The 25,841-nt window shown below is 72.4% G+C and carries 27 protein-coding genes; 14 read left to right on the top strand and 13 right to left on the bottom strand.

The annotated features are described in order from the left end of the window. Positions 1–36 precede the first annotated feature (36 nt). Both ABZX02_RS11145 and ABZX02_RS11140 read left to right on the top strand, forming a co-directional pair. The gene (locus ABZX02_RS11145; protein WP_355297106.1) at positions 37–369 is read left to right on the top strand and encodes a hypothetical protein; all 333 of its coding nucleotides are present in this window, start codon (positions 37–39) and stop codon (positions 367–369) included. Continuing rightward, entirely contained in the window at positions 359–1,372 is a 1,014-nt protein-coding gene (locus tag ABZX02_RS11140) for a methyltransferase (protein WP_355297104.1), read from the top strand. Before ABZX02_RS11145 ends, ABZX02_RS11140 begins: the two co-directional genes overlap by 11 nt. Here the strand turns inward: ABZX02_RS11140 and ABZX02_RS11135 are convergent. Continuing rightward, entirely contained in the window at positions 1,356–3,683 is a 2,328-nt protein-coding gene (locus tag ABZX02_RS11135; protein WP_355297102.1) for a pyruvate dehydrogenase, read from the bottom strand. The two genes, ABZX02_RS11140 and ABZX02_RS11135, sit on opposite strands and share 17 nt — an antisense overlap. A gap of 130 nt (positions 3,684–3,813) precedes the next feature. Between ABZX02_RS11135 and ABZX02_RS11130 the strand changes: the two genes are divergently transcribed. From ABZX02_RS11130 to ABZX02_RS11120, 3 genes are all read left to right on the top strand, one after another. Beyond that, entirely contained in the window at positions 3,814–4,257 is a 444-nt protein-coding gene (locus tag ABZX02_RS11130; RefSeq protein ID WP_355297101.1) for an Lrp/AsnC family transcriptional regulator, read from the top strand. A gap of 201 nt (positions 4,258–4,458) precedes the next feature. Then, on the top strand, positions 4,459–6,159 hold the full coding sequence (locus ABZX02_RS11125) for a diguanylate cyclase (RefSeq protein ID WP_355297099.1): 1,701 nt from the start codon (positions 4,459–4,461) through the stop codon (positions 6,157–6,159). Beyond that, positions 6,156–6,413 (top strand): hypothetical protein, encoded by a 258-nt coding sequence (locus ABZX02_RS11120; protein WP_355297097.1) that lies wholly within the window; start codon positions 6,156–6,158, stop codon positions 6,411–6,413. Before ABZX02_RS11125 ends, ABZX02_RS11120 begins: the two co-directional genes overlap by 4 nt. Here the strand turns inward: ABZX02_RS11120 and ABZX02_RS11115 are convergent. Together ABZX02_RS11115 and ABZX02_RS11110 are read right to left on the bottom strand one after the other, a co-directional pair. After that, positions 6,410–7,156: an SDR family oxidoreductase gene (locus tag ABZX02_RS11115; protein WP_355297096.1), complete on the bottom strand. Its 747-nt coding sequence runs from the start codon at positions 7,154–7,156 to the stop codon at positions 6,410–6,412. The genes ABZX02_RS11120 and ABZX02_RS11115 overlap by 4 nt on opposite strands. A gap of 154 nt (positions 7,157–7,310) precedes the next feature. Then, positions 7,311–7,862 carry a DivIVA domain-containing protein gene (locus ABZX02_RS11110; protein WP_355297094.1) on the bottom strand — a complete coding sequence of 184 codons (552 nt, stop codon included), beginning with the start codon at positions 7,860–7,862 and terminating at the stop codon, positions 7,311–7,313. 95 nt (positions 7,863–7,957) lie between these two features. Between ABZX02_RS11110 and ABZX02_RS11105 the strand changes: the two genes are divergently transcribed. From ABZX02_RS11105 to ABZX02_RS11090, 4 genes are all read left to right on the top strand, one after another. After that, positions 7,958–8,326 (top strand): YchJ family metal-binding protein, encoded by a 369-nt coding sequence (locus tag ABZX02_RS11105; protein WP_355297092.1) that lies wholly within the window; start codon positions 7,958–7,960, stop codon positions 8,324–8,326. Then, positions 8,323–8,991, top strand: a complete 669-nt coding sequence (locus tag ABZX02_RS11100; protein WP_355297091.1) for a hypothetical protein — start codon at positions 8,323–8,325, stop codon at positions 8,989–8,991. The genes ABZX02_RS11105 and ABZX02_RS11100 overlap by 4 nt, the downstream gene beginning before the upstream one ends. Before the next feature lie 117 nt (positions 8,992–9,108). Then, positions 9,109–11,517, top strand: coding sequence for a hypothetical protein (locus tag ABZX02_RS11095; protein WP_355297089.1), 2,409 nt, complete (start codon positions 9,109–9,111; stop codon positions 11,515–11,517). Positions 11,518–11,576: 59 nt separating this feature from the next. After that, positions 11,577–12,365, top strand: a complete 789-nt coding sequence (locus tag ABZX02_RS11090; RefSeq protein WP_355297087.1) for a carboxylesterase family protein — start codon at positions 11,577–11,579, stop codon at positions 12,363–12,365. Here the strand turns inward: ABZX02_RS11090 and ABZX02_RS11085 are convergent. Genes ABZX02_RS11085 through ABZX02_RS11075 form a run of 3 tightly spaced genes read right to left on the bottom strand, consistent with a single transcriptional unit; the run spans position 12,362 to position 15,030 of the window. Beyond that, positions 12,362–13,558, bottom strand: coding sequence for a hypothetical protein (locus ABZX02_RS11085; protein ID WP_355297085.1), 1,197 nt, complete (start codon positions 13,556–13,558; stop codon positions 12,362–12,364). The two genes, ABZX02_RS11090 and ABZX02_RS11085, sit on opposite strands and share 4 nt — an antisense overlap. Next, complete coding sequence (locus ABZX02_RS11080) at positions 13,555–13,980, bottom strand: cupin domain-containing protein (protein WP_355297084.1); 426 nt, start codon at positions 13,978–13,980, stop codon at positions 13,555–13,557. Before ABZX02_RS11080 ends, ABZX02_RS11085 begins: the two co-directional genes overlap by 4 nt. Before the next feature lie 45 nt (positions 13,981–14,025). Further along, positions 14,026–15,030 carry a GDSL-type esterase/lipase family protein gene (locus ABZX02_RS11075; protein ID WP_355297082.1) on the bottom strand — a complete coding sequence of 335 codons (1,005 nt, stop codon included), beginning with the start codon at positions 15,028–15,030 and terminating at the stop codon, positions 14,026–14,028. Positions 15,031–15,135: 105 nt separating this feature from the next. Between ABZX02_RS11075 and ABZX02_RS11070 the strand changes: the two genes are divergently transcribed. Continuing rightward, entirely contained in the window at positions 15,136–16,074 is a 939-nt protein-coding gene (locus tag ABZX02_RS11070; protein WP_355297080.1) for a DJ-1/PfpI family protein, read from the top strand. Then, a complete protein-coding gene (locus tag ABZX02_RS11065) occupies positions 16,074–16,694 on the top strand; it encodes a DJ-1/PfpI family protein (RefSeq protein ID WP_355297078.1) in 621 nt (206 codons plus the stop codon). The genes ABZX02_RS11070 and ABZX02_RS11065 overlap by 1 nt, the downstream gene beginning before the upstream one ends. Here the strand turns inward: ABZX02_RS11065 and ABZX02_RS11060 are convergent. After that, positions 16,680–17,324, bottom strand: coding sequence for a response regulator transcription factor (locus ABZX02_RS11060; protein WP_355297076.1), 645 nt, complete (start codon positions 17,322–17,324; stop codon positions 16,680–16,682). The two genes, ABZX02_RS11065 and ABZX02_RS11060, sit on opposite strands and share 15 nt — an antisense overlap. Continuing rightward, the gene (locus ABZX02_RS11055; RefSeq protein WP_355297074.1) at positions 17,321–18,370 is read right to left on the bottom strand and encodes a histidine kinase; all 1,050 of its coding nucleotides are present in this window, start codon (positions 18,368–18,370) and stop codon (positions 17,321–17,323) included. Before ABZX02_RS11055 ends, ABZX02_RS11060 begins: the two co-directional genes overlap by 4 nt. A gap of 99 nt (positions 18,371–18,469) precedes the next feature. Here ABZX02_RS11055 and ABZX02_RS11050 point away from each other — a divergent pair, with 99 nt between their 5' ends. Both ABZX02_RS11050 and ABZX02_RS11045 read left to right on the top strand, forming a co-directional pair. Further along, entirely contained in the window at positions 18,470–19,330 is an 861-nt protein-coding gene (locus ABZX02_RS11050) for an ABC transporter ATP-binding protein (protein ID WP_355297073.1), read from the top strand. Continuing rightward, the gene (locus ABZX02_RS11045) at positions 19,330–20,145 is read left to right on the top strand and encodes a hypothetical protein (protein WP_355297071.1); all 816 of its coding nucleotides are present in this window, start codon (positions 19,330–19,332) and stop codon (positions 20,143–20,145) included. Before ABZX02_RS11050 ends, ABZX02_RS11045 begins: the two co-directional genes overlap by 1 nt. 428 nt (positions 20,146–20,573) lie before the next feature. On the opposite strand, the gene ABZX02_RS11040 is transcribed toward ABZX02_RS11045, so the two are convergent. From ABZX02_RS11040 to ABZX02_RS11025, 4 genes are read right to left on the bottom strand one after another with little or no spacing between them, the layout of a single operon-like run. Further along, a complete protein-coding gene (locus tag ABZX02_RS11040; RefSeq protein ID WP_355297069.1) occupies positions 20,574–21,611 on the bottom strand; it encodes a molybdopterin-dependent oxidoreductase in 1,038 nt (345 codons plus the stop codon). After that, complete coding sequence (locus ABZX02_RS11035) at positions 21,608–22,207, bottom strand: methyltransferase domain-containing protein (RefSeq protein ID WP_355297067.1); 600 nt, start codon at positions 22,205–22,207, stop codon at positions 21,608–21,610. Before ABZX02_RS11035 ends, ABZX02_RS11040 begins: the two co-directional genes overlap by 4 nt. Continuing rightward, positions 22,204–22,839, bottom strand: coding sequence for a DUF2064 domain-containing protein (locus tag ABZX02_RS11030; protein ID WP_355297065.1), 636 nt, complete (start codon positions 22,837–22,839; stop codon positions 22,204–22,206). The genes ABZX02_RS11035 and ABZX02_RS11030 overlap by 4 nt, the downstream gene beginning before the upstream one ends. Then, a complete protein-coding gene (locus ABZX02_RS11025) occupies positions 22,836–23,474 on the bottom strand; it encodes a glycosyltransferase family 2 protein (RefSeq protein ID WP_355297063.1) in 639 nt (212 codons plus the stop codon). The genes ABZX02_RS11030 and ABZX02_RS11025 overlap by 4 nt, the downstream gene beginning before the upstream one ends. 121 nt (positions 23,475–23,595) lie before the next feature. On the opposite strand from ABZX02_RS11025, the gene ABZX02_RS11020 reads away from it, so the two are divergent. Further along, positions 23,596–24,777, top strand: a complete 1,182-nt coding sequence (locus ABZX02_RS11020; RefSeq protein ID WP_355297061.1) for a hypothetical protein — start codon at positions 23,596–23,598, stop codon at positions 24,775–24,777. Here ABZX02_RS11020 and ABZX02_RS11015 read toward each other — a convergent pair. Continuing rightward, entirely contained in the window at positions 24,764–25,804 is a 1,041-nt protein-coding gene (locus ABZX02_RS11015) for an NAD-dependent epimerase/dehydratase family protein (RefSeq protein WP_355297060.1), read from the bottom strand. The genes ABZX02_RS11020 and ABZX02_RS11015 overlap by 14 nt on opposite strands. Positions 25,805–25,841: the final 37 nt, after the last annotated feature.

Here is a 25,841-nt window from a genome sequence, read left to right as displayed (position 1 = left end):
CTTCAACTACTTCCCGTGTTCTGGAGGCATGCCTTGATGAAGCACGCTCTGGCCACCGTCCTCTCGCTGACGTTGTGCGGGGCGACCGCCACGCCCGCGGTGGCCGGGCCGCCGATCGCCACGGGGTGCAGACTCGGGCTCGCGTGCTTCTACGACAGCGTCTGGGCCAACACCAGACCGCAGAGCTACGAGGACCCCGCCACGTCGTGCACGGCCCTGCCGTTCATCGCCAAGGCGCTCATCAACAACACCAGCCGCCCGATCGCGCTTTACAGCGACCCGCACTGCCGGCACTTCCTGCTCGTGGAGCCGTCGCTCGAGTTCCACAGCTACCCGGTCCACGACGTGCGAGCGTTCCGTGCGCGCTGAGCCGATCACCCCCGAGGCTTCCGCGGTGCACCTGATCTCGGAGGCGCACGCGTACCTGAAGTCCGCCGCGTTGCGCGCCGTGGCACGCCTCGGCGTCGCCGACCACCTCGGCGACGGGCCGCGGCCCGCACGGGAGCTCGCCGCTGCGGTCGGTGCCGACGCGGACTACCTGAGCCGGGCGTTGCGCCTGTTGTGCACCAACGGGATCTTCCGGCAGGACGCCGACGGCGCGTTCGCGCTGACGCCGCTCGGGCAGGGGCTGCGCACGGACTCGCCGTACTCCGCGCGGTGGGGCGTGGTCATGAGCACCATGCACACGCACTGGTCCAGCGCCTTCGAGCTGGAGCAGTGCCTGCGCACCGGCACGCCGTCGTTCCCCGCGCTCTTCGGCAAGCCGTTCTTCGACTACGTCGCGGGGGACGCGCGCGCCGAGTTCCACGGCGGGATGGGCAGCTTCTCCGGGGCCGCCCGCAGGCTCGCGCTGGACGCGTACGACTTCCCCGCCACCGGCACGGTCGTGGACGTCGGCGGAGGGGCCGGCGGCTTCCTCCGGGACGTGCTGCACGCCCACCCCGGTCTGCGCGGCGTCCTCTTCGACCAGGAGCACGTGCTGCCCGGCGAGGTCCCGCCCGGCATCGCGCCCGGACGGTGGACCGAGGTCGCGGGCGACTTCTTCGACGAGGTGCCGCCCGGCGACCTGCACGTGCTCTCGTACGTGCTGCACGACTGGAACGACGACGAGTGCGTGCGCATCCTGCGCAACTGCCGTGCGGCGATGCGACCGGGCGGGAAGATCGCGGTGGTCGACGCGGTCGTGCGGCCGGGCGACGAGCCGGACGACGCCAAGCTGCTCGACCTCGTGATGATGATGCTGGTCAGCGGCAGGGAACGCACGCGAGAGGAGTTCGCGCGCGTATTCGCGAGAGCGGGACTGCGGCTCGGCCGGGTCGTGCCTTCGGCCGGGCCGCTGTCCGTCGTCGAGGCGGTCACGGACGAACGGTGACGTCCAGTGCCGCGCCGACGATGCTGTCCGTGTCGATCCCGTGGTGCCGGTAGACGCTGTCGAGGTCGCCGGACTGCCCGAACGCGCTGACCCCGAGGTGCGCCGCGCCGTGCCGGGTGAGGCCCGCCAGGAACGCGAGGGTGTGCGGGTGGCCGTCGAGCACCGTGACCAGGGGCGCGGTGCGGGCCGCGGGGAACAGGGTGTCGAGGATCCACGTCGGCGCGTTGCCGCGGCCGGCACGAGCCTGGACCGCGCGGAACACCAGGTCCGGGCTTGTGAGGCAGACGACGTCGGCGGCCACGCCGAGCGCGTCGAGCCGTGTGGCGGCTTGCAGTGCTTCGGGCACGAGGGCCCCCATCGCGACGAGGGTGACGTCCGGAGTGCCTGAAGCACGTCGCAGCGCGTAGCCGCCGGCGACGACCTGGCGGCGCCGGCGTTCGCGGGCGGCCGGGTCCGCGGGCACGGCGGCGAGGGTCTGGTCGACCGGGCGGGTCGACAGGCGCAGGTACGCGGACGAGCCGTCCGGAAGGCCCAGCTGCCCCAGCGCGGCCAGCAGGCACCACTCGGTGTCGAGCGCGAAGGCGGGCTCCCACGTCGTGCAGCCCGGTTGTTCCAGGCCGATCGACGGCGTGCCGATCGACTGGTGCGCGCCGCCCTCGGGGGCCAGCGTGACCCCGGACGGCGTGCCGACGAGGATCGACTGCCCGCCCGCGTAGAGACCGAACGACCACGGCTCGAGAGCCCGCGAGACGAACGGGTCGTAGAGCACGCCGATCGGCAGGAGCGGTTCGCCCCACCGGCTCCAGGTCGCGCCCAGCTCGCCCAGCAGGCCCACGAGGTTGGTCTCGGCGATGCCGAGCTCCACGTGGCGCCCGGTCGGGCGTTCGCGCCAGTGCAGGATCGTCTCGGCGTCGTCGGCGAACCAGTCGACGCCCTCGGCGGTGGACCAGATGCCGACCTTGTTGACCCAGCCGCCCAGGTTGGTGCTGGAGCTGACGTCCGGCGAGACGGTGACGACCCGCGCGCCCGCCTCCGGTGCGACGCGGTTCAGGTCGAGCAGGGTGCGGCCGAGCGCCGACTGCGTGGTCGCGGTGCCGGACGGGGTGCGGCCGAGATCCGCCGGCACGGCCGGGGGCGCCGCGAGCCGGACGGGGTCGCGGCGCAGCCTCGCGGCGGCGCGCCCGCACGCCTCGTGCGCGGGCGTGCCCGGCTCGAACCGTTGCCAGGGCTCGGAGGACGACGTGCCGCAGCGGGCCGCCAGCTCCTCGAACTGGCCGGCGGTCAGCAGCGCCGAGTGGTTCTGCGGGTGGCCTTCGGTCGGCAGGCCGTGGCCCTTCACGGTGTAGGCGATGACCACCGTGGGACGGGAGTCGTCGATCTCGTGGAACGCGGCCCGCAGCGCGGCGTGGTCGTGCCCGCCGAGGTCGCGCAGCGCGGTCGTCAGCGCCACGTCGTCGAGTGGGTCGATCAGCGCCGCGATGCGCGCGGCGTCCTCGCCGGTGCCGGGCAGCAGCGCGCGCAGCTTCTCCGGCGTGTGCCGCAGCAGGCGCTGGTACTCGGCGTTGGTCATCGAGTCGATCCGGTTGCGCAGGGCCTCGCCGCCGGGGCGGCGGAAGAGCTCCTCCAGCGCGGCGCCGTACTTGACGGTGATCACCTGCCAGCCGGCGGCGGTGAACAGCGCGCGCAACCGGTCCGCGCCGAGCACCGGCACGACGCGGTCGAGCGACTGGCGGTTGAAGTCGACGATCCACACGATCTCGCCCAGGTTCTGCACCATCGGGTCGAGGACGGCCTCCCAGACCGCGCCCTCGTCCAGCTCGGCGTCGCCCACCAGCGAGTACTGGCGCCCCTGCGGCTGCTCGCCGAAGTGACCGCCGACGTACCGCCGCGACAGCGCTCCCCAGATCGGCGCGGTCGCCCCGATGCCGACCGAGCCCGTGGAGTAGTCGGCGGGCACCGGGTCCTTGGTGCGCGACGGGTAGCTCTGCAGGCCGCCGAACGAGCGCAGCGTCGTCAGGTGCTCCTCGCCGAGCTGCCCCAGCAGGAACTCGATCGCGTGCAGCACGGGGGAGGCGTGCGGCTTGACCGACACCCGGTCCTGCGGCCGCAGGTGCTCGAACCACAGCGCGGTCATGATCGAGGTGATCGACGCGCTGGACGCCTGGTGCCCGCCGACCTTGAGGCCGGACGGGTTAGGCCGCACCCGGTTGGCGTGGTCCACGACCGCCGTCGACAGCCACAGCACCCGCTGCTCCACCGCTTTCAGCACGTCGAGCCCGACCGTCGTGCCGCTCTCGTTCAGCGTCGTCATGGGAGGCAGTGGAACGAACGGCCGTTCGGGCGCGCAACTATCACGCGTGGAACCGCACCGCCTGAGCAGCTTTCGTTCGCTGAGCGCCTCTGCAACGGCGGAAAAGTGCGCGGAGGTCTACAGTTCCGGCGTGGCCGACACTGGGACGATCGACGACCTGGACCGCCGGATCCTCGCGCTGCTGATCGAGGACGGACGCCGTTCCCTCGTGGACATCGCCGAGCGCGTCAGCCTCTCGCCCGCGCCCGTGAAACGGCGGATCGAACGCCTCGAACGGCTCGGCGTGATCACCGGCTACACCGCGCTGGTCGACCACGGCAAGCTCGGCGCGGGCCTGGAGGCGTTCGTGGAGCTGCGGTTCGCGGGCGACATCAGCGTCGAGGAGGTCACCGACTCGATGATGCGCATCCCGGAGGTGCAGGAGATCGTCACCGTCGCGGGTGATCCGGACGCGCTCGCCAGGGTGCGCCTGCACGACGTCGCGCAGGTGCGGGACGTGATCGACCGGATGCGCGAGGGCGGCCGCGTGATCGGCACGAAGACGTTGATGGTGCTCGGCCGCAAACGGCGCTGAGAAGACCGAACCGGTAGTCTTTCCGTCCCGAACGTCCAGTGGGGAACAGCGGGAAAATTCCTCCTGACCTGGTAAATCTGGCCGGTGGACACGCGAGCGGGCGGTGGTGGCGGTGGACTTGGGCATCGATGTCACCCCATCGGCGCAACGGGCCCGGAATCGCTCTTGTGCCGCCGGAACGCGCTGGTGTGAGGTGTCGCAGTGACGACCGACGCCCAGCGGTTCGACGTGTTCTTCCGCGCCTGCCCGGCCGCAGCCGTGATCACCGATCCCGAGGGGGTCGTGCGGGGGACGAACCCGGCGTTCGCGGAGCTCGTCGAGGGCACCGAGTTCGAGGTGAAGGCCGGCTTCGGCATCGGCGACGTCGCGGCCACGAGCACGAGCGAGCTGTTCCTGGCCGACGCGGTGACGAAGCTGCGCCGCGACCGCGACCTGGTCGTGCGCGGCGAGGTCGAGGTCGTCTCGGGCGAGGCGCAGAGCAGGTTCGCGCGGGTGTCGGCGACGGTGCTGCCCGGAACCGAGGACGGCCTGCTGTTCCTGCTGGAGGACGAGCAGGAGCTGCGGCAGCTGCGCGAGACGTTCCGGCACCAGACGCTGCACGACGCCCTCACCGGCCTGCCCAACGACGCGTACTTCCGGTCGAAGCTCGAGGGCATGGTCGCCACGGCCGCCGCCGGGGACCGCATCGCCGTGCTGTTCCTCGACGTCGACGGGTTCGGCGTGATCAACGACGGGCTCGGAGCGGATCTCGCGAACCGCGTGCTGCGCGCGACCGCCGGCACGTTGCGCGAGGTGTTCACCCGCGACAACGCCTTCATCGCACGCCTGTTCCGCGACGAGTTCGCCGTGGCGCTGTGCGGCGACCTCACCCGCCAGACCGTGGTGTCCCAGGTCGAGGAGATGATCGAGAGGCTCGCGCAGCCCGTCTACCACGACGGCGGCGTCGGGGTCGGCGTGAGCGCCAGTGTGGGCGTCGTGGTCGCGGACGCGGCCACCGCCGAGCACCACGCGCTGGCCCGTTCCGCCGAGGTCGCGCTGCACCGGGCCAAGGAGCTCGGCAAGTCCCAGTGGGTGCTCTACGACCCGGAGACCGACCGCGCGGCGCGCGACCGGTACTACCTTGCGGCCTCGCTCGCGGGCGCGATCGAGACGGGCGAGGTCGGGTTCGTCTACCAGCCGCAGGTCGTGCTGCCCGACGCCCCGGTCGTGACGTCGCTCAAGGCGAGCCTGTGCTGGCGGCACCCGTCGCTCGGCCGGCTGCGCGCGGACGACGTGTACGCGCTGGCCGAGCTCACGGGCATGACGATGCCGCTGGGCAGGCACCTGCTCGCGGAGGCGGTGGAGACCGCCGCCGACTGGCACGCCCGGCTCGCCGACGGAGCACCGACCGTGTGCTTGAACCTGCCCCAGCGCATGGCGATCGACGCCGACCTCGTCAGCATCGTCCGCACCGAGCTGGAGCGGCACGCCCTGGAACCCGGCCGACTCATGCTGTGCATGAACAGCGCGTCGCTGCTGGACGCCCGCGGTGACCTCCAAGAGGCCATGGGGGTGCTCGCGCGGCTCGGCATCGTGTTCGTGATGGACGTGGCCGGCCTGCCCGACCTCGAACTGGTCGCCGCCCGCGGCCTGCCGGTCCCCGGCGTCATGCTGTTCGGCCCGATCGTGGCCGCCCTGAGCACCGGGGACGCCCCCGAGTGGGCCCGCCGCCAGGTCCGGTACCTGGTCGAACGGGCACAGGAGCTCGGCATCGTGGTGGGCGCGCACGGCCTGGTCACGCAGGCGCACGCCGACCTGCTGCACTCGCTCGGCGTGCTGGTCGGGGCCGGGCCGTACCTGCCCGAGTACGAGAGCAGGGAGGCCGCCGAGGTGTGGGCGGGCCGCGTGTGGTCGGCGGGATGAGCGCCCCCGAGTGCGACCTGTGCTCCGGCTCGGGCGAGATGACCTGGCGCCAGCCGACGGCGGGCCCCGACGGCGTGTTCCGGCTGGTCGAGATGAGCCACCCGTGCGTCAACGGGTGCTCGGGCTGGTACCGCCTGCCCGCCGCCGAACGCGCGGACGTCGTGGACGGCCCGTCCGGGGAGATCGGGAACGTCGCGCGGGCCAACGCCGAGCACCGCACGGAGTGGTTCCTCCCGCCCGGCGTGGCCGACTAGAGCCCGAACCCGCCGGACACCTCGACGTCCTGCGCGGTGATCCACCGCCCGTCCGCACCCGCCAGCGCCGCGATCGCCACGGCCACGTCGTCCGGCTCGCCGACCCGTCCCAGCGCGGTCTGCGCGGCGAGCGCGGGGATCACCTCGGGGAACTTCTCGAACGCGTCGCCGCCCAGCCTGGTCCGGGTGGCGCCGGGGGAGACGGAGTTGACGCGGATGCGGCGCGGGCTCAGCTCCTTGGCGAGGTACCGCGTCAGCACCACGAGCGCGCCCTTCATGCTGGCGTAGCCGGAGTAGCCGGGTTCGGCGCTCTCCGTGGAGCTGCTGGTGGTGTTGATGACCGCGCCGCCGTCGGCGAGCAGCGGGAGCAGCGTCTGGGTGAGGAAGAACGGGCCCTTGAGCAGGACGCGGTAGAACCGGTCGAAGAGGTCCTCGGTGGTGTCCTGGAAGAGGGCGGTCTGGGCGAAGCCCGCGTTGTTGACGAGGACGTGGAGCTCGTCGTCCCACGCGCGCAGGGTGTCGGCGACCCGGGTCTTGAACGCCTCGAAGGTGTCGCTGCGGCCGAGGTCCAGGTGGAGGGCGGTGGCCCGGCCACCGTTCTGCTCGATGGTCGCGACCGCCTGCTTGGCCCCGGCCTCGTTGGAGCCGTAGGTGAGGATCACGGACGCGCCGCGCCGGGCCAGTTCGACGGCCGTGCTCCAGCCGATGCCGGAGCTGGCACCGGTGACGAGTGCGACTGACATGTTCCTACCGCCTTCGTGGTCTCGTGGTTTCTCGATGAACCAATGAGACCAGTGGTGGCAGGGTGTTCAGGAGATCGAAGCTCTCGACTTCTTGCCTGATCCTCCCGCGTGCCGGACGGGCCCGGCCTGACTCCTCAGACCGGGCCCGCCGCTCTCACTCGATGTGCAGGTTCTGGATCTTCGCCTCCGCCACGATGCGCTCCGCCTCGTCCTTGGCCACGGTGCGCAGCTCGGCCAGCGCCCGCATCGCCTCGGCCCGGCGGGCCGACATCGCGAGCCGGAAGTCCTCGCGGATGCCCTCGCGCTTCTCGGCCGCCTCCTCGTCGAGGCGGCGGGCGCGCTGCTCGGCCTCTCCCACGATCATCAGCGCCTTGAGCTGGGCGTCCCGCACGACGTCGCGGCGTTCCTCCTCGGCCAGGGCGACCATGCGGGCGAGTCTCTCCGGCAGGCCCTTGGGGTCGATCGGGGTCAGGCAGATGCGGTGCAGGCCGTCCTGCAGGGCGGCGTTCTCCTCCTGGACGGTCACCAGTCTGGTGGCCAGGGCCTCCGCGCGGGCCTCCGAGGCGTCCCGGTCTGCCGTGACCAGGCGGAGCTCGGCTTCCAGCTCGGCGACGTAGTCGTCCACCTCGTCGCGGTCGTAGCCGCGCCATCGGAGCCCGAACCACGTGCGCAGCGGTACGAGCTCGGTCCTGCTGTCGACACTCACTGCCGTCTCCTCTGCCTCCCGCGAGTCAGTCTTGACAAGGGGTACGTACGGGGCGCGGCATCGGTTCTAACGGGTTCACCAGGCACAATGTCGGCGTGACCAACAAACTGTGCCCCTGCGGTACCGGCCAGTCCTATGTGGACTGTTGCGGAGCGCTGCACTCCGGGGCCCGCAAGGCGGCCACCGCGGAGCAGCTGATGCGTTCTCGCTACAGCGCTTTCGCCGTGTCCGACGAGGACTACCTGCTGCGCACGTGGGCCGCGAAGCACCGCCCGTCGAGCGCCGGGATCGACTCGACCGACCGGTGGCTGAAGCTCGAGATCCTGGCCACCGAGAACGGCGGGATGTTCGCGAACGAGGGCGTGGTGGAGTTCCGGGCGCACTACGTCGGGGGCGTGGTGCACGAGCGGAGCCGGTTCGTCCGGGAGAACGGCCAGTGGGTGTACGCGGAGGGCCTCGAATGATCGTCGCGAGCAGGTTCAACGGCCCTCCGGGGATGGGCAACGGCGGGTACTCGGCCGGGTTGCTGGCCGCGCACGTCGGCAGCGCCGCGGTGAGCGTGCGGCTGCGCAAGCCGGTGCCGCTCGACCGCGAGATGCGCGTCGAGGACGGGCAGCTGCTCGACGGTGACGTCGTCATCGCGTCGGCCGAGGCCGCGGAGCTCGACCTCGACGTGCCCGCGGCGCCGACCCTGGACGAGGCGCTGAAGGCCTCGGCGAAGGTGCCGTGGCGCGACCGGCACCCGTTTCCCACCTGCTTCGGGTGCGGTCCCGGTCGCGAGGACGGCATCGCCGCGCTGCTCGGGCCGCTCGACGGCCGTGCCGAGTGGGCGGGCGTCTGGACGCCGGCGGACGTGCTGCCGAACGACGGTGACGCCGTCCTGCCCGAGATCGTGTGGGCCGCGCTCGACTGCCCGTCCGCGCAACCCGTCGCGCCCGACGGCGGGCCGGCGTTCGTGCTCGGCACGTTCGTCGCGCAGGTGGAACGGCCGGTCCGGCTCGGCGTCGACCACGTGCTGCTGGCCTGGGAGCTCGGCAAGGAAGGGCGCAAGGCGTACTCGGCGTCCGCGATCATCGGGCCGGACGGGGTGTGCGGGCGAGCGCGGGCCGTGTGGGTCTCGATCGGATGACGTCAAAAGAACCCGACTGGGTGACGGAAGTGCGGAGCGTCTTGATAGCGTGCACGACCGTTGCCCGATTAAGCCGAAAGGGCGAGTGACCGGGATGGCACGGAGGTGATCAGGCGCTTGTTGGGCCGACGTGCCGCCGCCCAAGGCGAGCAGCAACCACAGATCCAGCAGACCCAGCAGAGTTCTGGCCAGAGCAGTTTCGGAGTTCAGACCATCACGAGCACCGACCAGGACCTGGATCTGTACCCCGTCGAGCAGCCCCCGGCAGCAGCGCCGCAGCCGGAGCCCGCACCCCAGCGGACGCCCTTCGCGGCGAACACCGTGGGGTCGACGCTCGTCGTCTCCGCCCCCGAGGGCCCGAGCCAGGGTGCCGCGGGACTCGCCCGCGCGCTGCCGGCCGACGCCGGCCGCACCGTGGTCGTGGTCGACTTCCCGAGCGGGGACCAGAGCACCTTCTGGCCGCACGTCGTGACGGCGCTGCACGGCCGCGGGCCCATCCGGCTCGCGGTCTCGCACGCCGGCTCGATGCGGCCGACCGCGCCCGCGCAGTGGCTCGCCGAGCAGCTGCAGGCCGAGGTCGTCGCGCCGGACGGCGTGCTGACCACCGTGCCCGGTGCCGCGTTCGTCGTCGGCACCCAGGGTTACGGCAGCTGGCTGCGGTTCCAGCCGAACGCGTCGCCGATGCCGTACGGCCGCCGCTTCCCGGTGCCGCAGTGGGAGGCCATGGACCCGAACTCGCCGTGGCCGACGGGCGAGATCGGCATCTCCGAACCCATCCCGTCCGGGCTCTGGCTGCGCGCGCAGAACCCGCCGTTCGACCCGGCCGCGCCGGACTCGCGGCCGATCGTCGCGCTGCCGTGCCGCGACAACGTGCTGACGGTCGTCGTCGGCGGTCCCGGCCAGTCCTCGATCCCGATCGAGGAGGTCTGCCGCCTGCTCACGGCGCTGCCCCAGGCGGCCCGCTCGCGCGTGCGGCTCGTCCCGTACGGCATCGACGCGGGCATCGGCAGCCTCGTGGCGGACCAGATCGGCGAGCCGATCGCGATGTTCACCGGCATCCCGGTGGGCAACGTGCGTGGCGGCGGTCCCGCGGTCGTCGCGGTCGACCCGCGCGGCCAGCAGACGTGGCGCCCGTTCGTCACCGAGGTGACGTGCGTGCCCAACGAGTCGGTGCCCGTCGTCTCGGGCTACCGGACGCCGGTGCCGGGTCTCTCCGAGGTCGCGCCCGGTGTCTTCTCCCTCGGGGACGGCGTCGTGCTGGAGGTCGTGCCCTCAGGCCTGTGGGTGCGCGAGCAGGACGAGCCGTACAACGCCGCAGAGGTGCGCACGCTGCCGTTGGACCCGGAGTGGGCCCGTCTGACCGTGGGCACGCCCGGACGCACCACGCCCGGCGCGGTCGCGGTGCACGGCGCTGCTCTCGTGGAACGCCTCGAGCCCGAGGTCCGCAAGCTCCTGCGCCTGGTGTTCTGCGACTCCAAGGTGATCGCGCCACCCCCTCCGCCTCCGCCCGCGCCTCCGTCGACGAGCTCGTCGCAGATCTCCTCGGCCCTCAGCACGGCCGCACACGCGCTCTCGACCCGTGACTCCTCGGACAACGGCACGGGCTTCTTCACCGCCGTGACGCCTGCGGAGCCCGAACAGCCCGCGTACGCGAGCATGGGTTCCGCGCCGGCGCACGCGCTGGACGACCCGGACGAGGCCGCGTTCCCGTCCGACGACCCGGACTCCGCCCCCGTGCGGTTCCGCGTCGACGGCCCGCTGCCGCTGCAGCCACTCGCGATGTGGGAGGCCCCGCCGGAGAACACCGGCGAACGCGAGTTCGTCGACGCCGACCACACCAGCTCCGACGCGGAACGCGACACGGTCCGCCGCGCCCTCGGCGAGCGCTACGGCGTGCACGCGGCGACGGTCTGCCGCCTGCTCGCCCAGCGCCCGGACGCGGAGGAGGACCCGGCCGCGTTCGAGGCCATGGTCACCGACCTGACGGCGTTGCTGGCGTGCGTGTCGCAGGACGAGGAGATGGTCGTCGAGACGCTGCGCATGGGACGCCTGGGCCGCCTGCGCCCGTACGTCGCGTGCATCGTCTCTGGCCTGAACCGCCTGCCCGTGCACAGCGGCGTGGCGACGGTGTGGGGCGTCAGCGGCCAGACCGGCCCGCGCCGCTACCGCAGCGGCGACGTCCTGGTCGAGCACGGCCTGCTGGACGCCGTCGCGAACCCGTCGCAGCGCATCGACGGCGTCACCGAGTACCTGATCTGGTCGGTCACCGGCCGCCGGGTCGAGGTGGCCGACCGGGTCGCCGTGTCCACCGAGGAACGCGTGCTCTTCGCGCCCGGCACGCCGTTCCGCGTGCTGGCCGTGGCCGAGGCCGAGGGCGACCACCCGCAGCAGGTGCTGCTGCAGGAGATGGCCGGCCCGGCGTCGGACCAGGAGATCGCGAACCTGCGCCCGAGCGCGCTGTCCCAGCTCGAACGGGCGGCGGCGAACCTGCGCGTCCTCCCGGTCTCGCACCAGGTGACCGCCTGAAGCACCTGGGCATCCCGTACGCGTACCCCGCGGCCGGCCCGCTGCGCCTCCACCCGCCGGTGGACCGCGACGGCGAGCCGGCCGGCGCGTTCGGTGACAGCCACACGCTGAACGTCTGGTCCACAGTGGACGCGGACGCGCCGGTGCTGCTGTGGGTGCACGGCGGCGCGAACACCGTCGGCTCGTCGTCGCAGCCCGAGTACGCGGGCGACGTCCTCGCGTCGCACGGGATCGTGTTCGTCAGCTGCAACTACCGGCTCGCCGTCGACGGATACGGTGCCCTGGAAGGGGTTGCGCACAACCGGGGGCTGCTCGACGTCGTCTCCGCGCTGAGGTGGGTCCACCGCAACATCGGGCGCTACGGCGGAGACCGCTACAACGTCACCGTCGCCGGCCAGTCCTCCGGCGCGCAGACCGTGGCGAGCCTGATGGTGATGCCGTCGGCCGCGGGCCTGTTTCACCGGGCGATCGTGCACAGCCTCGCCGGACGGTTCTTCACCCCGGCCGAAGCAGCCGAGGTGCAGCGCGCCGCGGACCCGGACGTCGTGCGGTACCAGCCGATCGTCGACGGCGACACGCTGCCGCGCAGCCCGTTGGAGGGTCCGTACGACGTCGAGCTGATGGTGTGCCACACGGCCGACGAGGACGTGGAGCTGTTCCAGCGCCCCACGGCGAGGCTCGCCGACGAGCACGGCGGGGCGTTCCGGTCGATCTACGCCAGGGAGCCCGCGCACCACGGCGCGGACGTGCCGGACATGTTCCGCGGCGACATCGCGCGGGCGTGGGCGGAGTTCGCGCGCACGGGCGATCCCGGCTGGCCGCGCGACGAGCTCAAGCTCTGGACCTAGTCGGCGGTGCCGAGGTTGTCGAGGCTCAGCTGCAGCCTCGCATGCCTGCGACCCGAGGCACGACGTCCGAACGCGTAGAGGAACGGCCACTGCGGGCCGGCGTAGGGCACCGCGACGTACCCCAGTCGCTGGGCCAGGCTCTTCCCGATCGCGTACGCGCCGGCGGCGAGCCCTACCGCGCCGTAGACCGTCAGCTCGGAGACCACGGCTTCGGTGACCCCCGCCGAGGTGCCGATCGACCCGATCATCGAGTCCGGGGTGCCGAACGTCCGCGGCCAGCTGTTCTCCAGCCGGTTGCTCTCGAACTCCTGCTGCAGCCGGGCGATCACCTCGCCGCGGACGCTCGTCGCGCTCGTGCGCCCGATCGACTCGCAGCTGTTCCGCATCCACGTGGCCAGGAGCCGGTGTCCGTCGCCCTTCACGAACTTCGCGACACCGGTGGTGGACCCGTTCTCCAGATGCGCGAGCACCTTCAGCACCTCGGAGGTGAGCTCGGCCATGTCGGAGGGGGACAGCGCGGCGGCGGGAACCGGGGCAGGGAACTCGACGTCCGACGCGTCGCGCACCGATCGCAGCAGTTCGTTGAACCGGCTTTCCCGACGCTCCAGCAGGAAGGGCGTCCTGCTTCCTGCCTGCGCGATGGCGGCGTCGTGGTTGTAGGCGTCGCGGGTGATCTGTTCGGCGAGTTCGACCGGATCCTCGGAGAGCCGCTGCGCCTTCTCGACCACGCCGACCGGAAAGTGGTGTGTGGCGTTCGGCGCCAGGAGCGTGTCTCGCAGGAGAGCGGCCAGCGCGGGGTTTTGCGCCACATACGCGCGTCCCCACGTGTCTCCCCGTTCGTCCTCGGCGATCAGGACGCGTCTCGAGTTTCGCGGCAGGCCGGCGTCCTGCAAGGCCATCGCCCTGATCGCGTCGTCGACCGGCGGTGTCCAGGCCGCGCCCTCCCACGAGTGGCCGTCGCGGCTCGCGCGGTCGGTCAGCCACCACTCCCGGCCGATGATCCGCACCGTGCCGCGTTCGACCAGCGAGACGAACTCCCGCTCGGTCACGCGGCACTCCGGTGAGCCGAGCAGTCTGCTCGACGGCGCCCAGAGCACCAGCGGCGAACTCGTCGCGATCATCCGGTGCAGGTTCGCGTACCCCGCCTCGCCGTACTCGCTGATGTGGCAGAACGTGCGGAAGACGTCGGTCACGGCCGCACGACCACTCTTCGCACCGCGTCGCGGGCGACGGGATCCGGGTCGTGCCGGTCGTAGGTGGCGTCGCTCGCGGCGTAGATCCACATGCTTTCGTCGCCGTCGTTCTTCACGGCGTGCGACCAGCCCCGAGGAGGTACGACGGCCACCGCGCCGTTCCCGTCGAACGAACGGCTGTGCACCTCCGTGCCCTCGCCGGTGTCCCAGTGGACCGACCACCTGCCGGTGGCGACCACGGCGATCAGCTCACCCCGATGCGCGTGGAAGTGGTTGCCGCGGACAGCGCCTGGCCGTATCTCGGCGATGTGCACGTCCTGGATCGGGCCGATCAGTCCGAGCTGGTCCCGCAGGACCGAGAAGCTGAACCCGCGGTCGTCGGTCGAGCAGTCGAGCTCGACGATCTGCATCCGGTCGACCATCCGTGCTGCCTCCTGAAACGAACGCGACGAACAGTGAACGCGCGACTAGCCCTCCGTGTTGAGTCCGAGCGTCCCGTCCAGCTTCGGCAGGCACGCGCCGTCGCGCTTGTCCGACGCCAGGAACTCGCTCAGACACCGCGCGACCTGCGCGTGCCCGCGCGCGTTGGGGTGGAACGACTCCTGCAACGCGTGCGACGCCCGCCGCTGGTCCCGCAGCCCGTCCCAGTCGACCGACAGCCGCGTGAACCACTCGGTCTCCGGCTTCGACCCGCCGACGCACGCCTCGTGCCCCTCACCGGCCCGCGCCAGGTCGAGGAACCGCGCGTTCACCTTGCCGGCGGCGGCGCGCAGGCCGTTGGACAGCTCCGGCACGGCCTCCTCGACGACCCACTCCAGGTCGGCGGTGCGCAGCGGGCAGCCGGACAGGTTCTGCAGCGACTGCGGCATCTTCGGCGACACCGGGGCGGCGTAGGACTGCACGACGAGCTGGTAGGAGGAGTCGAGGTAGCCGGAGTCGCGCAGGGTCTGGCGGATGGCGTTCAGCGTGTTCTCGACCTTCGGGACCATCCGCCGCACGCGCTTGGTCCACTCGGGAGCGACGGACGACGTGCAGTCGCTGCGCTTGCCCCAGCCCTCGAAGCACTTGTTGAGGATCTCGGAGAACCTCGGGTCGTCGTTCGCGCCGATGGCCACGACGACGGCGGTGACCTGGTGCGAGCCGGCGATCTCGCGCAGGCGCGGGAGCTGCTCGGTGCGCAGCTTGTCCGAGTTCGCGCCCGAGCACGCCAGGTTGAACCGGAAGTCGGCCTGGAAGGAGATCTTCATGATCTCCGCGTCGCGCGAGCGGTGGCACCAGTTGCCGCCCTCTTCGCCGTCGGTGCCGTCCTCGTAGCGGCCGGCGCCCTCGCCGGACATCGTGCTGTCGCCCAGCGCGACGACCGCGGTCCTGGTCTCGCGGTCGGGGGCCGAGGGAGGCGGGAACACGTGGTCGCTCATGACCAGCACGATCGTGAGCAGGCCGATCGCCGCGAGGAAGAGCACTTTGCGCATCGCGGACCAGTTTACGGGGGTGGCCGAATCCGAGGGGGACATGTCGTTGCCGCCGCACCCTCGGATCGGGACAGTGGAGGAGTGGGGAATCCGAGGGAAGTTGTCGTGGTGGGGTACGACCGCACGGCGTTGCTGGACCTGGCGGGTCCGATCGAGGTGTTCCAGGCGGCGAACTACGGGCAGCAGCGCTACGACGTCACCGTCGCCACGCTCGGGGGAGGGTCGTTCACCGCCACGGCGGGGGTGCGCGTCGAGGCGGGGGCGGACCTGCGCACGCTCGACCGCCCGATCGACACGCTGCTCGTCGTCGGCGGCTGGGGGTACGACGAGGCCGCGGCCGACCCGGTGCTGACGACGCACCTGCGGCGGCTCGCGCTGCGGTCGCGGCGGGTCGCGGGCGTCTGCACGGGCGCCGTGGTGCTGGCCGGGGCCGGGCTGCTCGACGGCAAGAAGGCGACGACGCACTGGGCGTTCACCGGCGAGCTGGAGAACCGGGGCGTCGAGGTCGAGCCGGACGCGATCTTCGTCTGCGACGGCCAGGTCGCCACGTCGGCGGGGGTGACGGCGGGCATCGACCTCGCGCTCGCCATGGTGGAGCAGGACCACGGTCCGGCGCTCGCCCGCCGGATCGCGCAGTACCTGGTCGTGTTCCTGCAGCGCTCCGGCGGACAGTCGCAGTTCAGCGTCCACACCCGCGCGAAGCCGGTGAAGGACGGCTCGCTGCGCGCGCTGCTGGACGACATCCACGCCGATCCGACGCGGGAGTGGACGGTGCCGGTCATGGCGCGCAAGGCCATGATGAGCGTGCGGCACTTCGCGCGCGTCTTCTCCCGCAGCGTGGGCGTCTCGCCCGCGCAGTACGTCGAACGAGCCCGCGTCGAGGCCGCCGCCGACCGGCTGGCCAGCAGCGGCGACTCGCTCGACCTCGTCGCCCGCCAGTCGGGGTTCGGCTCGGCCGAGACCCTGCGCCGGGCCTTCCTGCGCGTGCTCGGCGTGTCGCCGGGCAGCTACCGCGCCCGTTTCAAGACCACTGGGGTTGCCTGATGGACGCCACTTTCGTGCTCTACCCGAACATGACCGCGCTCGACTTCGTCGGCCCGTTCGAGGTGATCGCCAGCGTGCCGGTCGTCTCCGCGCGGTTCGTCGCCGCGACGCTCGACCCGGTGAAGTCCGACAACGGGCTGGTCGTCACGCCCACGGACACGTTCTCCAGTCTCAAGTCCACCGACATCGTCGTGGTGCCGGGATCGGGGCACTGGAAGGAGCTGCTGAAGGACTCCGGTGGCGTCGTCGAGTGGCTGCGCGAGGTGCACCCGACGACGAAGTGGACCACGTCGGTGTGCACGGGCTCGACGCTGCTCGCCGAGGCCGGGCTGGTCTCGAAGGCCACCACGCACTGGGCCGCGCGGGAGGACCTGGAGGCGCGCGGCGTCGAGGTCAGCACCGACCGGGTCGTGTTCGACGGCAAGGTCGTCAGCGGCGCGGGCGTGTCCGCGGGCATCGACATGGCGTTGCGGCTGGTCGAGGCCGAGTTCGGCGAGGTGGTGGCGCAGGCCGTGCAGGTCGGCATCGAGTACGACCCGCAGCCGCCGCGCTCGTACGACTCGATCCCGCCGGAGATCGCGCAGGGCCTCAAGGCCGCGTTCGACTCACGTCAGGCCTGACTGGACGGCGAACACCACGAGCTGGGCGCGGTCGCGCGCGCCCAGCTTCACCATCGCCCGCGACACGTGCGTGCGCACCGTCGCGGGCGAGATCACCAGCACGGCGGCGATCTCGTCGTTGGACGCGCCGGACGCCACGTGCCGCATGATCTCCCGCTCGCGCTCGGTCAGCTTGTCGAGGTGCGGCACGGGCCGCGCGGACGCTCCGGACGCGAACCGGTCGATCACCCGCCGCGTCACGGACGGCGAGAGCAGCGACCCGCCGTCGGCCACCACGTGCACGGCGCGCAGCAGGTCCGTCGGGTCGGAGTCCTTGACCAGGAACCCGGACGCGCCCGTGCGCAACGCCTCGAACACGTACTCGTCGAGGTCGAACGTCGTGAGCATGACGATCTTCACCTCGGCGCACGCCGGGTCGGCGCTGACGCGGCGCAGCACCTCCAGGCCGTCGAGCAGCGGCATGCGGATGTCGAGGAACACCACGTCCGGCCTGGTGGCCTGGATCAGCGCCAGCGCCTCACGTCCGTCGGCGGCCTCCCCGGCGAGCTGGACGCCGTCCTCGGTCTCGATCAACGTCCGCAGTCCCATCCGGACCAGCGGCTGGTCGTCCGCCACCACCACGCGAATCATGACGGCAACGGTATCCGGGCGAGCACCGAGAACCCGTGCGCGCCGCTGACCTCCAGCGTGCCGCCCAGCGCCTCCGCCCGCGACCGCATGCCCGTGATGCCGTGGCCCTCGACGAACGCCGCGGGCGTGCCGGTGTCGGTGACGTGCACGACCAGGTCGCCGCGCACGGTGTAGACCTGCACCGACGCCGTGACGCCGGGCGAGGAGTGCCGCAGGACGTTGGTCAGCGACTCCTGCACGATCCGGTAGGCCGCGAGCTGGTACGTCCCGGGCAGCTCGACCTCGGCCACCTCGACCGACACATCGAGGCCCGCCTCGCCCATCCGCGCGGCCAGCGCGGGGAGGTCGGCGAGGGTGATCGTCGGGGTCAGGGGTGCGCTGCCGCGCAGTGTGTCCAATTCGGACCGCAGCCCGTCCAGTGCTTCCTTCGACGTGTCGCGGATCGCTTCGAGCGACGCGCGCGCCTTCGCCGGGTCCTTGTCCAGCACGTAGAGCGCGACCCCGGCCTGCATGGCGATCACGGACAGGCCGTGCCCGACGACGTCGTGCACCTCCTGGGCGAGCCGCAGCCGTTCGGAGATCACCGCCCGCTCGCGGGTGTCCACAGCGGACTTGCGGCGCAGCCTCATCAGCACGCCCGCCGCGGCGGGCAGCAGGATCCAGCCCGCGGACCAGGTGATCCACGACGTGAGCGAGTCGTTCCACCACGGCAGGATCGCCAGCGCGTAGATCAGCGCGGACGCGGCGGCGAGCTCGATGCGCGCGTACAGCGCCACCGCGTACACCGCCGCCACACCGCTCATCAGGATCGGCCCGAACGGGTAGCCCTGCGCCAGGTAGGCGGCGATGGCGGCGGTCGTGACACCGACCGTCCACAGCGGACGCACCGAGCGGAGGAGCAGGCCCACCGCCGCCACCGTGATGAGCAGGTAGGCGAGGACGTCGAGCTGCTCGGCACCCTGCAACCGGGCCGCGAACCGCGTGCCGCCCAGTCCGAAGAACACCAGCGCCACTGCCAGCGCGATGTCCTGCCACTTGATCCGCATGGTCCCGACCATACGACCGGCGGCGTACGCAGATGTGCGTATCTTCATGACGCTCCGGAGCGGACGCCCCGGCGCCCTCGCGGGAACACGATGGTCGCCATGATCGTGACGACGGAGAAGCTGACGAAGCGCTACGGCGACCGCGCCGTGGTGGACGAGGTCAGTCTGTCCGTGCGGCGGGGCGAGGTCTACGGGTTCCTCGGTCCGAACGGCGCGGGCAAGACGACCACGATCCGCATGCTGCTGGGGCTCGTGCGGCCGACCAGCGGTTCCGCCTCCGTGCTCGGCGAGGCGCCGGGCACCCCGAAGGCGTTGCTCAGGGTCGGGTCGCTGATCGAGGGGCCCGGCTTCTACCCGTACCTCTCCGGCCGCGACAACCTGCGCGTGCACGCCCATCGGCGGGGCGTCGGCAAGGGGGAGGTCGAGGCGGCGCTGCAGCAGGTCGACCTCGTGGGCGCCGCCGGCGAGAAGTTCCGCCGGTACTCGCTCGGCATGAAGCAGCGGCTCGGCGTCGCCGCGGCCCTGCTCGGCCGGCCGGAGCTGTTGATCCTCGACGAGCCGACCAACGGCCTCGACCCGGCGGGCATGGCCGACATGCGCGACCTGGTGCGGGCGCTCGCGGCCCAGGGCCAGACGGTGCTGCTGTCGAGCCACCTGCTGGGCGAGGTCGAGGAGATCTGCGACCGGGTGGGCGTGATCTCGCAGGGCCGGCTGGTCGCGGAGAGCACGGTCGAGCAGCTGCGCGGCGACAGCGTGCTGCTGATCCGGGCGGACCCGGTAGAGAAGGCGCACGTGCTGATCGAGGGCAGCACCCTGCACGGCGACGTGCTGCACGTGCGCGAGACGGACGCGGGCGCGCTGGTGCGGCTGCTGGTGGCGGCCGACGTGGACGTGCAGGAGGTCCGGCCGCTGCGCCGGACGCTGGAAGAGGTCTTCTTCGAGATGACGGGAGCGGCGTGATGGGCAGCGTGAAGGCGGAGCTGCTGCGGCTGTGGAAGTGGCCCGCGACCTGGGTGCTGATCGGCGTGTGGCTGGTGATGACGCTGACGTTCGGCTACGTGTTCAACTACCTGGCGCTCGAGGGCGGCACGAACACGCGCGGCATGTCCGAGCAGCAGCTGATCGGTGCGATGCAGCCGGAGAACGTCGGCGCGGCCGTCGTGCGCGGCCTGCCGATGTTCGGCGGCGCGATCATCCTGGTGCTCGCCGCGCTCGCGGTCGGCAGCGGCTACGGCTGGGGCACCTGGAAGACGACCCTGACGGCCGGCCCTCGCCGGGTCGCGGCGATGGCCGGCACGCTCGGGGCGCTCGGGATCATCGTGGTGCTGCTGGTGGCGCTGACGTTCGCCGTGGACCTCGGCGCGGCCGTGACCATCGCGTCCCTCGAAGGCTGGGACTGGAGCCTGCCCGGCTCGGGCGTGTGGAAGCCGCTGGTCGCCTCACTGCTGATCGCCGCGATGTGGACGGGGTTCGGGGTGTTCCTCGGCGTCGTGACCAAGGGCCCCGCCCTGGCCGTCGGCCTGGGCCTGATGTGGGCGATCGTCACCGAGAACCTGTTGCGGGGCGTGGGTTCCCTGCTCGGCCCGGTCGAGTCGCTGACCGAGGTCCTGCCGGGCGGCTCCGCCGGCAACCTCGCCGGTGCCGTCGGCGGCTCGGGCGCCCCCGGCGTCCTGACGTCGGTGAGCGGCACCACCTCGGCCCTGTTCCTCGTGGGCTACGTCGTGGTGTTCGTGGGCACGGCGACGCTGCTGAAGGCGCGCCGCGACCTCGTGTAGGGCCACGCCGGCCCAGACCAGCCCCAGCACGACCGCGACTCCGGTGGGGTAGTCGCGGTCGTGCAGGCCGGGGTTGACCGGGCCGCTGTGCTCGCGCCACAGGAGCGGCACCGCCAGCAGGCTGACGACGCCGGTGGTGGCGAGGCCGATGGCGACGGACGGGCGTTTCACCGCGAAGCCGGTCACGCCGACCAGCGGGGCGATGAGGAAGTCGTGCAGGACCACGCCGCCGCCGAGCCAGAGGAGGAGCTCGAGGGTGACCTGGGGGAGGAGCAGCCAGGCGCCCCACGCGCCGAGGCCGACACCGGCGGCGCCGAGGACGAGCCGCGCGACGAACGAACCGCGCCCGCCCACCACCGCGCTTCCGGCGTCACCGAGGCCGTTCACGCCACCGCCCACTTCCGCGCTACCAGCACCACCGAGGCCGCTCACCCCATCACCTCCAACGACGTGACCCACTTCGTCTGCAGCACACCCGGCCGGTTCGGCGCGATCAGCCGGCACGGGTACCCGTGGTCCGGGCTGAGCTCCTCCCCGTCGAGCCGCAACGCCAGCAGCGTCAACGGGTCCCGCGCGAACGCCTCCGGCAACGTCGAGGCCCGGTACAACCCGTTCTCCTCCAGCGACGAGACCCGCACGTCCCCGCCGCTCACGAGCTCCGACACCCGGACCCCGGTCCACGTCGCGGTCTGGCTCCACCCCTCGACGCACGCGATCGGCAGCTCCACGGTGGTCTGCGGCATCGCCTGCAACTCGGCCAGCGAGTAGCTCCTCGCACCCGCGCGCAGCCGCCAGTCCGGCGGCACCACGATCCCGGCCGCCTGGGCAGTGCGGTTGACCGGCAGCGCGCCGTCCGACCGCCAGGCCAGCACCGAGATCTTGCGCAGCCACGGCACCGTCACGCCCGCCGTCGCCACCACCGCGACGCCGGTCGTCAGCGCGGTCGTGCGCAGGAAAGCCCTGCGGGACAACAGGGGCTGGTCAGGCGAAGCCGGTTCCAGCGAGCGGCGGATCACCGGGATCTTCACCGCGATGTGCACGAGCAGGGCACCGGTCACGATCCACGCCACCGCGTAGTGGGCGGTGGGGAAGTAGAACGACCACGGGTAGTTCTGCGCCGCGTTGAACAGGCCGGTGACGAGCTCGAAGAACGACGCCGCGACCAGCACCAGGATCGAGCCGCGTTCCAGGGCGTGCGGTACCGACTTCACCAGCGGCCGCTCGAACAGCTTCGGGTAGACGCTCCACAACTTGGCCAGCAGCAACGGGATCGAGGCGACGCCGGAGATCACGTGCACGCCCTGGGTGACGCGGTAGAGGTCGACCGGGCGGGTCGGCCACGCCCAGTCGTGCTGCACGCCGTGGCTGAGCAGGCCGGTGACGAAGCACAGCCCGAACGTGATGCCGAGCCACGTGCCGAGCCGGCTGGTGACGCCCGGGTGGTGGGCGGGGGAGCGGAACCTCACAGCTTCTCCCAGCACGCGAACCAGCGACCGGCGCGTTCTCGCTGCCACAGCAGGAAGAACCCGTCGGCCTCGACGGACTCGGCGTCGCTCCACGCCCACGGGAACCAGTGGCTCTCGGTGCCGGCGGCCCGCACCCTCGCCTGGCCGACCGACAGCCCGGCACCCGGCGGCTCGACCTCGACCACGACGGTGCCGCTGGGCCGCAGCAGTTGCCGCACGCGCCGCAGCAGGGCGGCGGGGTCGCCGCCGATGCCGATGTTGCCGTCGGCGAGCAGCACGTGCTGCCAGCGGCCCTCGCCGGGCAGCAGGTCGAAGACGTCCCGGCGGATCGCGACGCCGCCGCGTTCGGTGGTCCGCCGCACCGCCTCCGGTGACACGTCGACGCCGAGAGCCCGGACCCGCCGGGCCAGCAGGGCGGCCACGAGCCGGCCGGGACCGCAGCCCACGTCGAGGGTGGGGCCGGTGCAGGAGTCGAGGAGGACGTCGTCGCCCCCGCCGGCGTCGGCGTGCCAGCGGGCGACGGAGAGCTCGCGGGCCTCGGTGCCGGAGAGGTCGAGCCAGCTCGGCCGGCCCTGGAGAGCGAGGTCGAACATCATCGCGTCACCGCCGCGATGTCCAGCAACGCCGCGGCGAACCGGCTGCCGGGAACCTGCGCGGCCACCGCACGCGCGTCCGCCATCGTGTCCACATCGGACAGGACGGGGAGCGGGCGTACCCGCAGCCCTTCCAGCGCCTCCGACGTCCGCGCCCCGGTGTCGGCGCGCGACATCGGCACTTCTCGCAAAACGCTCGCCCGCAACGGGTCCCGCAGCCCGAGTGCCCACCAGCCGCCGTCCTCCGCGAGCCCGAGCGCCGCCTCGTCGAACTCGGCGCACGACCGCAGCAGCTCCGGAGTCACCTGCGGCGTGTCCATCCCGATCTGCAGCACCGGCAGCCGGAACCGCGCGATGTCGGCGTGCGCGTGCACCAGCCGTTCGGCGAACGTCTCGCCGCGCTGCGGGATCACCACGCACTGCGCCAGCGCGTCCCGCACGTCCTCGCGCCGCACCACCCCGGCCAGCGCCACCACGGGCACGGCACCGGGCGTGTCCAGCGCGGCCGACAGCGTGTCGAGCAACGCCGCCGCCGCCACGTCCGCCGCCTCCTCGGCCGACAACGGCGGGCACAGGCGCGTCTTCACCTGTCCCGGCACCGGTGACTTCGCCATGACCAGCAGGCAGAACCTCATCGCAGCACCCCCGCCATGTCCCGCGCCGCGCGCAGCGTGCCGCGCACCGACCCCGACACCTTCGACCTCGTCCCCGCCGCACGGGGCCGGTAGGCCACGTCGACCTCGCGCACCCGCCAGCCCGCCTCGGCCGCGCGCACCAGCAGCTCCAGCGGGTAGCCGAACGCGCGGTCCCGGACGTCCAGCGCCAGCAACGCCTCCCGCCGGCACACCCGCAGCGGCGCGATGTCGTGCACGGCCAGCCCCCTGCGCCGCAACAGGGACGAGATCACGGCGTTGCCCGCCCGCGCGTGCCACGGCCACACCCCCGCCCGCACGGGACGGCGCCGCCCCACCACGAGATCGGCGTCGGCGAGCAATGCCGCCATCGCGGGAAGTTCGGCCAGGTCGAGCGATCCGTCCGCGTCGGCGAACGCCACGAGGTCCGAGGTGGCCGCGAGCAGACCGGTGTGCACGGCGGCGCCGTACCCGCGCGCGGGTTCGTGCACGACGAGCGCGCCGCACGCGGCGGCCACCTCCGGCGAGCCGTCGGAGGACCCGTTGTCCACGACCACGGCGCGGTATCCGGGAGGCAGGGAGGCGAGGACCGCGGGCAGTGCGGCGGCCTCGTCCAGGCAGGGCAACACGACATCCATGCGTCCACCCTGGACCATCGGAAAATGTTGTGGTGCTTACGGAATTGTGACGCACGAAAGAGTTCTTACGATTGTCTTGCAGGGCGCGCGGGCACCTCCCCGACCCCCTAGGTTGGGCGCGGTGCGTCTGGTCATCGCAGGGCTGCTCGTCGCGGCCGCCGTCCTCACCGGGATCGTCCTCAACCTCCGCGATCCCGGCCTGCTCGTCGCCGCCGCGGCGCCGCTCTTCGGCGACTGGCAGCCCCACGTGGGTCCCGGCACGCCCGCGGCGGTCCTGATCGCGTTCCTCGTGGTGGCCAAGGGACCCGAGCTCGCCGAGCACCGGTTCGCGCTGCCGATCGCCTACGCGGCGTCGGTGGCGTTCACCTTCTCGCTGGCGATGGTGGACGGCTGGCAGAGGTTCGTCACCCGGCTCACGACCGAGGACGAGTACCTGCACGAGGTCCCCGGTGTCACCGACATCCCCGCGATGCTGCGCGGGTTCGCCGCCCGCATCCAGGACTTCCAGCCCGACTCGTGGACCACGCACGTCTCCGGACACCCGCCGGGCGCGCTGCTCACGTTCGTCGCGCTCGACCGCGTGGGGCTCGGCGGGGGAGCGGCCGCGTCGCTCTTCTGCGTCCTGGTCGGCTCGCTCGCCGTCGTGGCGATCCCCAAGGCGATCGGCACCAACGCCGTGCTGCCGTTCCTGGTGCTGTTCCCCGGCGCGGTGTGGGTCGGGGCGTCGGCGGACGGCATGTTCATGGGCGTCGCGGCCGTAGGGATCTACCTGCTCACCCGGAAACCGTTGCTGGGCGGGATCGTGCTGGGCTGGTGCCTGTTCCTGTCCTACGGCCTGGTGCTGCTGGCACCGCTCGCGCTCGTCGCGGTCGGCAGGAGGTTCGGCTGGGCGAGGATCGGCTGGGCGCTCGCGGGCGTGCTCGCGGTCGTGGCGGCGTTCGCGCTGAGCGGGTTCTGGTGGCTCGACGGCTACGAACTCGTGAAACTCCGCTACTACCAGGGCATCGGCGACAGCAGGCCGTACTGGTACTGGGTGTGGGCGAACCTCGCGGCGCTCGCGTTGGTCATCGGCCCCGCCGGGATCAAGGGGCTGCGCCGGGACAGGTGGGTCCTCGCCGCCGGTCTCGCGGTCCTCGCGGCGGACCTGTCGGGCTTGAGCAAGGCCGAGACGGAACGGATCTGGCTGCCGTTCGCGATCTGGCTGCTCGCCGGCACCGCGCGGCTCGACCACCGCAGGAGGTGGCTCACCGCCCAGGCCGTCACGGCCCTGGCGGTGAACCACCTCGTGCTCACGAACTGGTGACCGGCTCCCGCTGAGCAGCGGAGGCGAACTCCCGCACACCCTCCTCGAAGCCCACCCGTGCCTCGAAACCCAGCACCTCCAACGCCTTCGCGGGCGACGCCACGACGTGCCGGACGTCGCCCGGCCGCGCGCCGCCGACGATCTCGGGCGTCGGCCCGTCGCACGCGTCGGCCAGCGCGAACGCGAGGTCGCCGATCGTGTGCGGGGTTCCGGAGCAGACGTTCACGGCCTCGAACCCCGGCCGTGGCGACGCGAGCGCCAGCGCGTTCGCCCGGGCCACGTCGGTGACGTGCACGAAGTCGCGCCGCTGCCGCCCGTCCTCCATCACGCGCGGCGCGAGGCCGTTCTGCAGCGCGGACCGGAAGATCGACGCCACCCCGGCGTACGGGGTGTCGCGCGGCATCCGCGGGCCGTAGACGTTGTGGTAGCGCAACGCCCACACGCTGCCGCCGGTCTGCCGCGCCCACGCCAGCGCGAGGTGCTCCTGCGCCAGTTTCGTCGCCGCGTACGTGCTGCGCGGTTCCAGCGGCGCGTCCTCCGGCACGAGCTCGGACACCACGAAGTCGCCGCACGGGCAGCGCGGCTCGTACAGGCCGCGGGCCAGGTCGGCGGCGGTCCGCTCGGCCTTGACGATCCCGTGCGACAGGCAGCGGTACCGCCCCTCGCCGTAGACGACCATCGACGACGCCAGCACCAGCCGCGACACCCCGGCCCGGTGCATCTCGGCGAGCAGCACCGCCGTGCCCAGGTCGTTGTGGCGCGCGTAGGACGGCGCGTCCGACGGGTCGACACCGTGCCCGACCATCGCGGCCTGGTGGCAGACGGCGTCCACTGTGGACAGCAGAGGTCGCAGCGCCTCGGCGTCGGTCACGTCCCCGACGACGAGCTCGTGCTCCAGCTCCGGAACCCCGCCGTGCGCTTCGGGCAGCAACGCGTCGAGGACCACGCAGTCGTGGCCCTGGGAGGTCAGCTCGTCCGCGACGTGCGACCCGATGAACCCGGCCCCGCCGGTGATCAGTACTCGCATGCACCCGACCGTAGGACCGCGACGGCGGGCCGCGCGC

Origin of the sequence: Lentzea sp. NPDC003310 (genome assembly GCF_040610935.1) — a bacterium.
GTDB lineage: Bacteria > Actinomycetota > Actinomycetes > Mycobacteriales > Pseudonocardiaceae > Lentzea.
This window is presented reverse-complemented; position numbering and strand designations above follow the sequence as displayed.